Source organism: Herbiconiux solani NBRC 106740 (assembly GCF_001571005.1).
Lineage (GTDB): Bacteria > Actinomycetota > Actinomycetes > Actinomycetales > Microbacteriaceae > Herbiconiux > Herbiconiux solani.
Genome location: NZ_BCST01000001.1, coordinates 541225 through 553556, shown reverse-complemented (window position 1 = coordinate 553556; position 12332 = coordinate 541225). Strand labels below are relative to the sequence as shown.

Here is a 12332-nt window from a genome sequence, read left to right as displayed (position 1 = left end):
AGAGAGTTCCCCAGAGTGACCGTCCGTGAGATCCGCCTGTTCGGCGACCCCGTGCTGAAGACCGTGTCCGACCCCATCGTCGAGATCGACGACAGGGTCAGGTCGCTCGTCGACGACCTGATCGACAGCGTCAAGGTGCCCGGCCGTGCCGGCGTCGCCGCGTCGCAGATCGGGGTCAACCTGCGCGCCTTCAGCTACAACGTCGACGGCGAGATCGGCTACATCCTGAACCCCGTCGTCGTCGAGGTCTCGGGAGAGCCTGAGCTGGTCGACGAGGGCTGCCTCTCGGTGCCGAACCTCTGGTTCAAGACCAGCCGGTACCCGTTCGCGCGGGCCCGGGGCATCGACCTCGATGGCAACGAGATCGAGGTCAGCGGCACCGGGGTGCTCGCGCAGGCGCTGCAGCACGAGACCGATCACCTCGACGGCCTGCTCTACCTCGACCGCCTCGACAAGCCCTCCCGTCGCGAGGCCATGCGCCAAGTCCGTGAGTCCGCCTGGTTCTGACCCCCCACCCCGCCCGAGGGCGAAACGTCAAAAACCGCCCTATCCGGCGACCGGAAGGGCGGTTTTTGACGGTTCGGACATGGCCGTGCGCTAGTGCACGAGCGACTGCCCCTCGGTGGCGGGGGCCGCGTTGTAGATGCCCTCGATGACGGGGGCGTAGTCCTTGAGGATCACGGCGCGCTTGATCGAAAGCTTCGGCGTCAGGTGGCCGCTCGCCTCGGTGAAGTCGTCGCTCAGCACGACGAACTTGCGGATCGACTCCGCCCGCGACACCAGCGTGTTGGCCGCGTCGACCGCGCGCTGCACCTCGGCGAGCACCGCCGGGTTGACGGCGGCTTCGGCGAGGGTCAGCGTCGCGCTCTGACCGTTGTTGCCGAGCCAGACCGGCAGCATCTCCGCGTCGAGGGTGATCAGGGCCGAGATGAACGGCTTCTGGTCGCCGACAACGACGACCTGACCGACCAGCGGGTTCGAGCGGATGGGGTCCTCGAGCGCGGCCGGGGCGACGTTCTTGCCGCCCGCCGTCACGATGATCTCCTTCTTTCGGCCGGTGATGGTGAGGAAGCCGTCGTCGTCGAGCGCACCGATGTCGCCGGTCTTGAACCACTCGCCATCCATCACGTCAGCGGTCGCCGCCTCGTTCTGCCAGTAGCCGGCGAACACGTTGACGCCGGCGACGAGGATCTCGCCGTCGTCGGCGATCTTGATGCCGACGCCGGGCAGCGCCGGGCCGACCGAGCCGATCTTGAACTTGTCGGTGAGGTTCACCGTGGCGGGCGCCGTGGTCTCGGTGAGGCCGTAGCCCTCGAGGATCGTGATGCCGAGGCTGCGGTAGAAGTGGCCGAGACGGTGGCCGAGGGGTGCAGAGCCGGAGACGGCGTACTGCACCCGGCCGCCGAGGGCCGCCCGCAGCTTGGAGTAGACCAGCCGGTCGAAGAGCGCGAACTTGAGGCGCAGCCCGAGCGGCACGTGCCCGGCATCCAGAGCCTCGGAGTGTTCGACGGCCACAGCGGCGGCGCTGCGGAAAATCTTGCCCCGCCCACCGGTCTCGGCCTTCTGCTCGGAGGAGTTGTAGACCTTCTCGAACACGCGCGGCACGGCCAGCAGGAAGGTGGGCTTGAACGACCCGAGCGCGGGCAGCAGCTGCTTCGTGTCGGCCTGATGGCCCACCTTCACGCCGCCGTGCACCGAGAGGATCGAGATGAACCGTGCGAACACGTGCGCCGTCGTGATGAACAGCAGAGTGGATGCGCCGGGCTTCACGATGTCCTTCATCACGACCGCGGCGTTGCGGCTGAGTTCGACGAAGTTCGAGTGCGTCAGGATACAGCCCTTCGGGCGCCCCATCGTGCCCGAGGTGTAGATCAGGGTGGCGAGGTCGGAACCCTTCGCGAGCGTGCGGCGGCGCTCGAGCTCCTCGTCGGAGACGGCGCCTCCCGAGGAGGCGAGCTTGTCGAGGTCGCCGAGGTCGACCTGCCAGACGCGGGTGACCAGCGGCAGGTCGGCGTGCACCTCGTCGAAACGGGCGAAGTGGTCGGCAGTCTCGAGGATGACAGCGGTCGCGCCCGAGTCGCTCATGTTCCACTGCACCTGGGCGGGGGAGGAGGTCTCGTAGATCGGCACGAGCACGGCACCGGCGAACCAGGTCGCGAAGTCGATCAACGTCCACTCGTAGCGGGTCTTGCACATCAGGCCGATCTTGTCGCCGGGCTCGATGCCCGCCGCGATCAGGCCCTTGGCGACCGCGCGCACCTGGGTGAGGAACTCCGCGGCGGTGATGTCACGCCAGCCCGCGCCCTCGGGAACCGAGAACAGCGGCTCGTCGGGGGTGAGCCGGACACGCTCGATCAGGAGATCGGTGGTGTTGGCCTCCGGGTCGGCTGTGACGACGGGGGGAACGAAATACTGGTCCACGGCAGCTCCTTCGGTACCGGTCGAGTGCAACTCATCTACACTCTACTTGGTGCGTCCGGGGCTTCCCTGGGCACCGTCGCACGTCGTCGAGAGGAACACAGCCATGCGGGCCATCGGAATCGACATCGGTGGCACGAAGATCGCCGGCGCGGTGGTCGACGAGCTCGGCACGATCGTCTCCCACAACCGCCGTCCCACCTTCGCCGCAGAGCCCCAGGTCATCGAGGACACGGTGGTCGAGATGGTCCAGCACCTCTCGGAGGGTCAGGAGATCTCCGCGGTCGGCGTCGCCGCCGCCGGCTTCATAGACGCCTCGCAGTCGACCGTCTATTACGCGCCGAACATCAACTGGCGCAACGAGCCCTTCCGCGAGAAGCTCGAGAAGCGGCTCGGTATCCCGATCGTGGTCGAGAACGACGCCAATGCGGCGGGCTGGGCCGAGTTCCGGTTCGGCGCGGGCCGGCTGGTCAGCGACATGGTCACCCTCACGATCGGCACGGGCGTGGGCGGCGCGATCGTCTCCGGCGACCGGCTGTTCCGCGGCGGCTTCGGCGCCGGTGCCGAGCTCGGTCATCTCCGTGTCGTGCCGGGCGGTCTGCCCTGCGGCTGCGGCGCGCACGGCTGCATCGAGCAGTACGGCTCGGGCCGCGCCCTGCTCCGGATGGCCAACGAGCTCGCCGACGCGGGCGGCATCGGCCAGGCGCTCGCCTCGGTGCGCACCCGAAACGGCGTGCTCACCGGTCTCGACGTGAGCGAGCTGATCGGGGTCGGCGACCCCGGGGCCCTCTCCGCCCTCCGCACCCTCGGCAGCTGGATCGGGCAGGCCTGCTCGAGCCTCGCCGCCGTGCTCGACCCGCAGCTGTTCGTGATCGGTGGGGGAGTCGCCCAGGCCGGCGACCTGCTGCTGGATCCCATCCGTGCCGCCTTCCTCGAGACGCTGCCGGCCCGGGGATACCACCCGGAGCCCGAGTTCGCGATCGCCGAGCTGGTCAACGACGCCGGGGTCGTCGGCGCCGCCGACCTCGCCCGTCACTACGCCGAGACGATCTGAGCCGTGTTCTATTTCCTCGCGAAGTACCTGGTGGTCGCTCCCTTCCTCAAGACCTTCTTCCGGCCCTGGGTGATCGGGCTCGAGAACATCCCGGCGAACGGGGCGGCGATCCTCGCCTCGAACCACCTCTCCTTCAGCGACTCGGTGTTCCTGCCCGTCGTCGTCGACCGGCACGTGTCGTTCCTGGCGAAGAGCGACTACTTCACCGGCAAGGGCATCAAGGGCTTCCTGAGTCGGCTGTTCTTCAACGCCTCCGGCCAGATCCCGATCGACCGCTCGGGCGGCAAGGCCTCCGAGGCCTCGCTCAACACCGGCCTCGCCGTGCTCTCGCGCGGCGAGCTGCTCGGCATCTACCCCGAGGGCACCCGCAGCCCCGACGGCAAGCTCTACCGGGGCCGCACGGGTGTGGCCCGGATGGTGCTCGAGGCGCACGTGCCGATCATCCCGGTCGCGATGATCGACACCGAAAAGGTCATGCCGATCGGCACGAAGGTGCCCAAGATCATGCGGGTTGGCATCGTCATCGGCGAGCCGTTAGATTTCTCTAGGTTCGAAGGGCTGGAATCCGACCGGTTCATCCTTCGCTCGGTGACCGACGAGATCATGTACGAGCTCCACCGCCTGGGCGGCCAGGAATACTCCGACGTGTACGCGACTTCGGTCAAGGAGAAACGCGCGAAAGTCGTGCGACCTGTCTCTGCCTCGTAGAGACTTCAAATAGATACGGGAAACAAGTCCAGTGGTAGATCCAACAGAACTCGTCGTCGAAGCGGATGAATCGGTGATCGCGGGTCTGGACTATTGGCGCACTCTCCCGGTCAAGCAGCAGCCGGCATGGCCCGACCAGACGGCCGTCGAGGCGGTCTCCCGCGAGATCGCGGGGCTTCCCCCGCTGGTGTTCGCCGGCGAGGTCGACAACCTGCGTGACCGACTGGCCGCAGCAGCCCGCGGCGAGGCCTTCCTCCTGCAGGGCGGCGACTGCGCCGAGACCTTCGCGGGAGCCACGGCCGACCAGATCCGTGACCGGGTGAAGACCATCCTGCAGATGGCCGTCGTGCTGACCTACGGCGCCTCGATGCCCGTGATCAAGATGGGGCGGATGGCGGGCCAGTTCGCCAAGCCCCGCTCGAGCGACACCGAGACGCGCGGCGGGGTCACCCTGCCGGCGTACCGTGGCGACATCGTGAACGGCTACGACTTCACCCCGGAGTCGCGCACCGCGAACCCGCAGCGACTGCTCGACGGCTACCACATGGCCGCGTCGACGCTGAACCTCATCCGGGCCTTCACGCAGGGCGGCTTCGCCGACCTCCGTCAGGTGCACCACTGGAACAAGGGCTTCACCTCGAACCCGGCCAACGTGCGCTACGAGCAGCTCGCGGGCGAGATCGACCGTGCGGTCAAGTTCATGGTCGCCTGCGGCGCCGACTTCGAGGCGCTGAAGCGCACCGAGTTCTACGTCAGCCACGAGGCGCTGCTGTTCGACTACGAGCGGCCGATGACCCGCATCGACTCGCGCACCGGAACGCCGTACAACACCTCGTCGCACTTCGTCTGGATCGGGGAGCGCACGCGCGACCTCGACGGCGGGCACGTCGACTTCCTCTCCCGGGTGCGCAACCCGATCGGTGTGAAGCTCGGCCCGAGCACGTCGGCCGACGACATGCTGCGCTTGATCGACAAGCTCGACCCCAACCGGGAGCCCGGGCGCCTGACCTTCATCACGCGGATGGGCGCGGGCAAGATCCGCGACGCCCTGCCGCCCCTGCTGGAGGCGATCAAGGCTTCGGATGCGCTGCCGCTGTGGGTCACCGACCCGATGCACGGCAACGGCCTGACCACCCCGAACGGCTACAAGACGCGGCGGTTCGACGACGTGGTGGATGAGGTCAAGGGCTTCTTCGAGGCGCACCGGGCGGCGGGAACGCACCCCGGCGGCATCCACGTCGAGCTCACCGGCGACGACGTCACCGAGTGCCTCGGCGGTTCGGAGCACATCGACGAGGACACCCTGGCGACCCGCTACGAGTCCCTCTGCGACCCGCGCCTGAACCACATGCAGTCGCTCGAGCTGGCGTTCCTCGTGGCTGAGGAGCTCGTGGCGTCCTCCGGAGGTCGCTGACCCTCCACGCACCACCTCGGCCGCGAGCCGTCAGAAACCGCCCTTCCGGACGCCGGGTAGGGCGGTTTTTGACGGGTCGGCGGAAGGGGTGGGGGCCCGGGAGAGCGTGCACCGGGAAGGATCGGGGTCCAGAGGGTGGCGGGGCGGCCCGGGCTAGAAGACGCTGAAGCTGACTATGAGCTTGGTGCCTCGGGGGACCGAGGTGCCGGAAGCCGGGTCGGTGGCCGAGACCTTGAAGGTGTCGGGGAAGGCGTCGGCGACCGCGTTGTACTGCAGGTCGAAGCCGAGGGCCACGAGCTTGGGCTTTGCGTCGGTCCACGACATGCCGTTCAGGCCCGAGGGCACCGTGACCGGCTCGGGGCCGCGCGAGATGTTGAGGGTCACCTGGTCGCCGGGGCGAACCGGGTCGGTCGTCACGACCGCCTGGTAGACCTCGCCCTCGGGGATGTCGTCGCTGAAGTCCTGCGAGCCCTCCACGCCCGAGAGCCCGACGTCGAACAGCGTTGCCTGCGCCTCCTCGAGGGTCTGGCCTACCACATCCGGCACCGGGCCCAGCGAGACCACGAGCGTGACCGGCTGCTGGTCGCCGTACTGCTTGCCGAGCACGTTGCCGTCGGCGCCGAGCGGGGCGATCACGATGCCCGCCGGCACGTCGGACTTGAACTGCTGGGTCGACCCGGCCGAGGTGAAGCCGGCCTGCTGCAGGGCGGCCACCGCATCCGCTTCTTTGAGACCGGCGAGCGTCGGCACGTCGAGCATCGCGGGGCCGGAGGACACGTAGACCGTGATCTCCGCGCCGCTCTGCACCGAGGAGCCCGCCGTCGGGTCTGTGGAGATGACCGTGCCGGAGGCGACCGTGGGGTTCGACTGGGGGACCGCGGTCGGCTTGAAGCCGAGCTGCGTCAGCGTGCCGACCGCCTGCTCGGAGGATTGGCCCGCCACATCCGTCACCGTCGTCTTCGCGCCGGGGCCGGCTCCGAAGTACCAGGCGCCACCACCCAGCGCCGCCGCGAGCACGACGACGATCACGAAGATCCACGCCCCGCGCTTCCGACGGCCCGAGGCCTTGCGGTCGAGCCGCTCCTGGGCACCGGGACGCGGCGGCTTCGACCCGCCGCCGGCAGGTGCCGAAGCACCGGCACCCGGCCGCGACGCGACCGAGCTGCCGTAGACCGTCGTGGCCGACGCATCCGGATCCAGGATCGACAACGGGTCGGTGCGCCGACGCGCCTCGAGCACCTGGGTCTGCGCCTGGTCGAGATCGGCGTCGAAGGTGTCGGGCGGCATGACGACCGTGCGGCCGGTCGCATTGGGGGAGCGACGCGAGCCCGCGATCTCGCCCTCAGCCGAGCGGAGCCGCTCGAGCATCTCGCGCGCATCCGTCGGCCGGTCGTCCGGGCTCTTCGAGGTCGCCCAGAGCACCAGGTCGTCGAGCTGGTCCGGCACGTCCGGGTTCGCCGAGCTGGGCGTGGGCATCTGGTCGTTGGCGTGCTGGAACGCGATCGCCATCGGCTGCTCGCCCACGTAGGGCTGCGCACCGACGAGCATCTCGTACATCATGATGCCGGCCGCGTAGATGTCGCTACGGGCGTCGGCGGTGCCGCGGGTCAGGAGCTCGGGGGAGAGGTACGCGATCGTGCCGAGCAGCGCCTGCCCGGTCGCCGTGTTCGCCGAGACCGCCCGGGCGAGCCCGAAGTCGCTGATCTTGATGCGACCGTCGTCGGCCAGCAGCACGTTCTCGGGCTTGAGGTCGCGGTGAACGATGCCGGCCTTGTGCGCGGCCGCGAGACCGCCGAGCACCGCATCCATCACGTCGACCGTCTGCTCGGTGGTGAGCTTTCCGTAATCCTTCAGAAGGTCGCGGAGCGTCATCCCGGGGAGGTACTCCATCACCAGGTAGGCCATGTCGCTGTCCTGGCCCTGGTCGAAGACGTTCACGACGTTCGGATGTGCGAGCCGGGCCGCCGATCGGGCCTCCTGCACGAAACGCTCCTTGAAGACGGCGTCGTCGGCCAGGTGGCCGTGCATGATCTTGATGGCCACCTGGCGCTCGAGGCGCAGATCGGTGGCGAGGTAGACCGTGGCCATGCCGCCGCGCGCGATCCGCGACCGGACCTGATACCGGCCGTCGATGAGACGTCCGAGCATGGGGTCGGGCGGGGCACTGGTCACGGGTTCGAGTCTAGAGAGCGGGATATCCACTTGGCCGTATAGACACTGGTGGATGCGGCGCTCCGGCCCCTTTTTTATGCTTTCGTGACCGAACGGGATTGTCATGCCCGCCCGGATGCGTGGCAATCTGTACTCGTGACTGATCTGCCCGCCACCGAGTGGCTGACCGTTCCCGACCTCGCCGACCAGCTGGAGCTCACGCCCAGTCAGGTCCGGCGCCTGATCGAGGACCGCCACCTCGTCGCGGTCCGCCGCGACGGGGTGATCCAGGTGCCGGCCGACTTCATCCGGGACGGCGAGCCGCTGACCGAGCTCCGCGGCACCATCATCCTGCTCGCCGACAACCGCTTCACCGACGACGAGATCATGGAGTGGCTGCTCGAGCCCAACGAGCTGCTGGATGCGGCGCCGCTCGCCGCACTGCGGGCGGGCCGCAAGGCCGAGGTGCGAAGGATCGCCCAGGCGCTGTGAGCTGAGGAACCGCCGGTCAGCTCTGCCGATCGGTGATCGTGCGGGCGAGGCTCGCGAGCTCGGTGCGCGCCGTGTCACCGAGCGGCGACCGCTCGAGCTCTTCGAGCGCGGCACGCAGACGCCCCGCGATCATCATCTCGACCTCGGTCACCGCACCCGCGTCGACCATCGTGCGCTGCAGCATCCGGATCTGCTCCTCGTCGAGGTCGGGGTCGCCGATCAGCTCGTCGAAGAGCCGGCGCGACGAGCCGTCGAGCCGGGAGCGCGTGATCGAGACCAGCACCGTGCGCTTGCCTTCGCGGAGGTCGTCACCGCTCGGCTTGCCGGTGCGCTCGGCGTCGCCGAACACCCCGAGCACGTCGTCGCGCAGCTGGAAGGCGATGCCGAGCGGCAGGCCGAAGCGGCGCAGCGAGTCGAGCTGGGCCGGGGTCGCCCCACGGAGGGACGCGCCGATCACGAGCGGCGCCTCGACGCTGTACTTCGCCGACTTGTACACGATCACGCGCTCGGCCCGCTCGAGCGAGCGCTCGGCGTCGACCGTCGCCCAGGCGCGTTCCTCGAGCAGGTCGAGGTACTGGCCGAGCGTCACCTCGGTGCGCATGGTGTCGATCGCCTCGCGGGCCGCGACGTGGGTCTGCAGGGAGGGAGCGCCCAGGATGCCGCGGGCGATGATCTCGTCGCTCCACGCCAGCAGCAGGTCGCCGAGCAGGATGGCGCTGCCTTCGCCGAAGCTCCGGCCGGGGCCGCGCCAGTCCTCCTCACGGTGCAGGGACTCGAACCGGCGGTGCACCGCCGGCATCCCGCGACGGGTGTCGGAGTTGTCGATGATGTCGTCGTGGACGAGGGCGGCCGCGTGGAAGAGCTCGAGCCCCGCGCAGAGGTCGATGAGCGCGTCGAGATCGGCCTCGGTGGGCACGGCGCCGGGGGTGGATCCGGCGGGGGAGACCGCCCGCCAGCCCCAGTAGCAGAACTGCGCGCGGAACCTCTTGCCGCCGCTGAGAAGATCCCGCGAGAACCGGGCGAAGGGGGCGAGTTCGGGGGCGATCCGGTCGAGAATGGAATCACGCGACACGAGGAACTCGTTGATTCGTGAGTCGACCAGTTTGACTAGGCGTGGGCTTTCCATCACTCGCCTAGCCTAGCTAGACTGCGCGCACTACAATCAGCACTACCACGCGTCGGTCCCGAGCCTGAGGTGAAAAAAGGATGCCGCTTTCGGAGCAAGAACAACGACTCCTCGATGAGATGGAGCGCAGCCTCTACCACAACGACGCCGACTTCGTGTCGGCCGTCGGCGGTGGCCGAGGCCGATTGAACTACGGCGCGCTCGTGCTGGGAATCCTGGTCGGGATCCTGGGTCTCGGTGTCGTGATCGCCGGTGTGATCTTCCACCAGCCGGTCATCGGCCTGGTCGGGTTCGTCGCGATGTTCGCCGGCGTGCTGCTCGCACTCCGCCGCACGCGACGAGGTCGTCCCGCCGCCGCCGCCCCGGGGGCTCCGCGCGCCGCCGCCGGCGCCGGCAAGAACTCGGCGTCGTCCAAGTCGGGCTTCATGGATCGACTGAACGACCGGTGGGAACGCCGCGACGACGATCGCGAGTAACCCTCCACCATCCTCCCGGGGCAGCTCCCTTTCGCTCCCCCCGGATCAAGACCGGCCTTCGGGCCGGTCTTTTTTTGTGCCCGGACACTCCCGGTCCCGACGAAATCCCTCCATTTCCCTCCACCGCCGAGATCCGCACAATTCCGCGGCTGAAGGTGCGATTCGGCGCGTCGGAAAGCGTGAATGCATTGATTGGTGGTGGGTAGTGGAGTAAAGTGGAGCCAAGCCCACAATTCTGGCCGGAAGAGTAAGGGGAGGTAGATGTTCCTTGGCACCTACGCACCCAAGCTCGACGAAAAAGGGCGCATCATCCTCCCGGCCAAGTTCCGTGAAGAGCTCGCCGGCGGTGTCGTCATGACCCGGGGCCAGGAGAACTGCATCTACGTCTTCTCCACCCGCGAGTTCGAGACGCTGCACGAGAAGATCCGCCAGGCACCGGTCACGAGCAAGCAGGCCCGTGACTACCAGCGCGTGTTCCTCTCCGGCGCCAGCGCCGAGACCCCGGACAAGCAGAACCGCATCACGATCCCCGCCCCCTTGCGCGGCTACGCCAAGCTCGACCGCGACCTCGTCGTGATCGGCGTCGGCTCCCGCGCCGAGATCTGGGACGCGGAGGCGTGGAACGCCTACCTCGAAGCCCAGGAAGCCGCCTTCTCCGAGACCGACGAGGAGGTGATCCCGGGCCTGTTCTGAGTCGTCGCCCCTGACTCCCAGCCGTTCGTCGCCCTGGCGCACTTCCCCGGTGCCAGGTCGGAATGGATGGGGATCAGGGGTTGCGAATCAGGATCCGGATTCAGATGGAGATCCCCGACATCCACACCTCGGTCCTTCTCGAGCGGAGCCTCGACCTCCTCGGCCCCGCCCTCGGTCGACCGGGTGCCGTGCTCGTCGACTGCACCCTCGGGCTCGGCGGCCACTCCGAGGCCTTCCTCACCGCGTTCCCCGAGCTCCACCTCGTCGGGCTCGACCGCGATCCCAACGCGCTGCGACTGGCGGGGGAGCGGCTCGCCCCCTTCGCCGACCGCATCGACCTCGTGCACTGCACCTACGACCAGATCGACGAGGCCCTCGACGACCTGGGCATCGACCAGGTCGAGGGCATCCTGTTCGACCTCGGCGTTTCCTCCATGCAGCTCGACGAGGTCGACCGCGGCTTCTCGTACTCGAAGGATGCTCCGCTGGACATGCGGATGGACGACACGGCCGAGTTCACGGCCGCCGAGATCATCGCCACCTACTCCGAGGCCGACCTCCGCCGCATCTTCCGCGAGTACGGCGAGGAGAAGCTCGCCGACCGGTACGCCCGCAAGATCGTCGCCGCCCGCGAGGACGGCCCGATCCTCCGGTCCGGACACCTGGTCGACATCATCCAGGCGGCGACACCCGCCAAGTTCTCGAACTCCGGTCACCCCGCCAAGCGCGTCTTCCAGGCGCTGCGGATCGAGGTGAACGCCGAGCTCGCGGTGCTCGAACGTGCTCTCCCGAAGGCCATCGACGCCCTCGCCGTCGGCGGCCGGATCGTGGTGCTCGCCTTCCAGTCGCTCGAAGACCGGATCGTGAAGCGCGAGCTCGCGAAGCGCTCCACCTCCTCCGCTCCCGCCGGCCTCCCGGTCGAGCTCCCCGAGCACCGCCCCGAACTCACCCTCCTCGTCCGCGGCGCCGAGCTCGCCGACGACGAGGAGCGTGCCCGCAACCCCCGTGCCATCCCGGTCCGCCTCCGCGCGGCCGAGAAGATCCGTCAAGCCGAACCGAACAGGAGGATCGCGTGAGCAATCCCGCCGGCGCCTACATGGCGCGACCCCGCCCGAACCTCATGTCCGGTGGCTCCGCCGCTCCGAAGCTCCCGGCCCCGGCCTTCCCGGGTCACGACCTGCCGATCGCGCCGCGGATCGAGATCGTCCCGACCCGCAGCCAGAAGCGGGCCCGCCCGAAGATCGCCTACGCGGCCGTTGTCGTCACCGGCGTGCTCGCGATCGTCGTGACGCAGCTGATGCTCAGCATCGGCCTCTCCGACGGCGCCTACGAGATCTCGTCGCTGCAGCAGACCCAGAAGGAGCTCGACCGCAGCAACCAGGTGCTCTCCGAGCAGTTCGACAAGCTCTCCTCGCCGCAGAACCTGGCCGCCAGCGCCGAGTCGCTCGGGATGGTCGCCAACAGCGCCCCCGTCTACCTGCGCCTCTCCGACGGCGCCGTGCTCGGTTCACCGGTCGCCGCCTCCGCGTCGGCGCCGACCCTCACGGGCGGACAGACCCTCATCCCGAACTCCCTGCTCGTCGCACCCAGCGTCACCGCCGCGACCGGCACCCCCGCCGCGGCGGGCACCGGCACCGGTACCGGCGCAGCGACCGGCACAGGAACCGGCACGGCGACCGCGACCGGTACCGCCGCTGCCGGGGCAACCCCTGACGCGGCGAGCGCGCCTCCCGCGGCCCAGCCGCAGGCCGACGTACCGTGGCAGGGTGCACTTCCCTCCCCGACGACGCGATAACGCCT

12 protein-coding genes are annotated in these 12332 nt (G+C 68.9%); 9 read left to right on the top strand and 3 right to left on the bottom strand.

Annotated features, from left to right (window positions below; genetic code table 11):
* The first annotated feature begins 15 nt into the window (after positions 1 to 15).
* Positions 16 to 507 (top strand): peptide deformylase, encoded by a 492-nt coding sequence (def, locus tag HSO01S_RS02685; protein ID WP_066039002.1) that lies wholly within the window; start codon positions 16 to 18, stop codon positions 505 to 507.
* 90 nt (positions 508 to 597) lie between these two features.
* Here def and HSO01S_RS02680 read toward each other — a convergent pair whose 3' ends face one another.
* Positions 598 to 2421 carry an AMP-dependent synthetase/ligase gene (locus HSO01S_RS02680; RefSeq protein WP_066039001.1) on the bottom strand — a complete coding sequence of 608 codons (1824 nt, stop codon included), beginning with the start codon at positions 2419 to 2421 and terminating at the stop codon, positions 598 to 600.
* Between the two features lie 103 nt (positions 2422 to 2524).
* On the opposite strand from HSO01S_RS02680, the gene HSO01S_RS02675 reads away from it, so the two are divergent.
* From HSO01S_RS02675 to HSO01S_RS02665, 3 genes are read left to right on the top strand one after another with little or no spacing between them, the layout of a single operon-like run.
* On the top strand, positions 2525 to 3472 hold the full coding sequence (locus tag HSO01S_RS02675; protein ID WP_066039000.1) for an ROK family glucokinase: 948 nt from the start codon (positions 2525 to 2527) through the stop codon (positions 3470 to 3472).
* Positions 3473 to 3475: 3 nt separating this feature from the next.
* Positions 3476 to 4180, top strand: coding sequence for a lysophospholipid acyltransferase family protein (locus HSO01S_RS02670; RefSeq protein ID WP_066038999.1), 705 nt, complete (start codon positions 3476 to 3478; stop codon positions 4178 to 4180).
* 31 nt (positions 4181 to 4211) lie between these two features.
* A complete protein-coding gene (locus HSO01S_RS02665) occupies positions 4212 to 5594 on the top strand; it encodes a class II 3-deoxy-7-phosphoheptulonate synthase (protein WP_066038998.1) in 1383 nt (460 codons plus the stop codon).
* A gap of 153 nt (positions 5595 to 5747) precedes the next feature.
* Here HSO01S_RS02665 and pknB read toward each other — a convergent pair whose 3' ends face one another.
* A complete protein-coding gene (pknB, locus tag HSO01S_RS02660; RefSeq protein WP_066038997.1) occupies positions 5748 to 7766 on the bottom strand; it encodes a Stk1 family PASTA domain-containing Ser/Thr kinase in 2019 nt (672 codons plus the stop codon).
* Between the two features lie 135 nt (positions 7767 to 7901).
* On the opposite strand from pknB, the gene HSO01S_RS02655 reads away from it, so the two are divergent.
* Positions 7902 to 8237 (top strand): Rv2175c family DNA-binding protein, encoded by a 336-nt coding sequence (locus tag HSO01S_RS02655; protein WP_066038996.1) that lies wholly within the window; start codon positions 7902 to 7904, stop codon positions 8235 to 8237.
* Positions 8238 to 8253: 16 nt separating this feature from the next.
* Here the strand turns inward: HSO01S_RS02655 and HSO01S_RS02650 are convergent, their stop codons facing one another.
* Entirely contained in the window at positions 8254 to 9366 is a 1113-nt protein-coding gene (locus HSO01S_RS02650; RefSeq protein ID WP_066038995.1) for a polyprenyl synthetase family protein, read from the bottom strand.
* A gap of 77 nt (positions 9367 to 9443) precedes the next feature.
* On the opposite strand from HSO01S_RS02650, the gene HSO01S_RS02645 reads away from it, so the two are divergent.
* The 4 genes from HSO01S_RS02645 to ftsL all read left to right on the top strand — a co-directional run bounded on the left by HSO01S_RS02645 (position 9444) and on the right by ftsL (position 12327).
* A complete protein-coding gene (locus HSO01S_RS02645; RefSeq protein ID WP_066038994.1) occupies positions 9444 to 9839 on the top strand; it encodes an SCO2097 family morphological protein in 396 nt (131 codons plus the stop codon).
* Between the two features lie 261 nt (positions 9840 to 10100).
* The gene (gene mraZ / locus HSO01S_RS02640; protein WP_066038993.1) at positions 10101 to 10532 is read left to right on the top strand and encodes a division/cell wall cluster transcriptional repressor MraZ; all 432 of its coding nucleotides are present in this window, start codon (positions 10101 to 10103) and stop codon (positions 10530 to 10532) included.
* A 104-nt stretch (positions 10533 to 10636) separates the two neighbouring features.
* Positions 10637 to 11608: a 16S rRNA (cytosine(1402)-N(4))-methyltransferase RsmH gene (gene rsmH, locus HSO01S_RS02635; RefSeq protein ID WP_066038992.1), complete on the top strand. Its 972-nt coding sequence runs from the start codon at positions 10637 to 10639 to the stop codon at positions 11606 to 11608.
* The gene (ftsL, locus tag HSO01S_RS19175; RefSeq protein ID WP_066038991.1) at positions 11605 to 12327 is read left to right on the top strand and encodes a cell division protein FtsL; all 723 of its coding nucleotides are present in this window, start codon (positions 11605 to 11607) and stop codon (positions 12325 to 12327) included. Before rsmH ends, ftsL begins: the two co-directional genes overlap by 4 nt.
* The last annotated feature ends 5 nt before the right edge of the window (positions 12328 to 12332 follow it).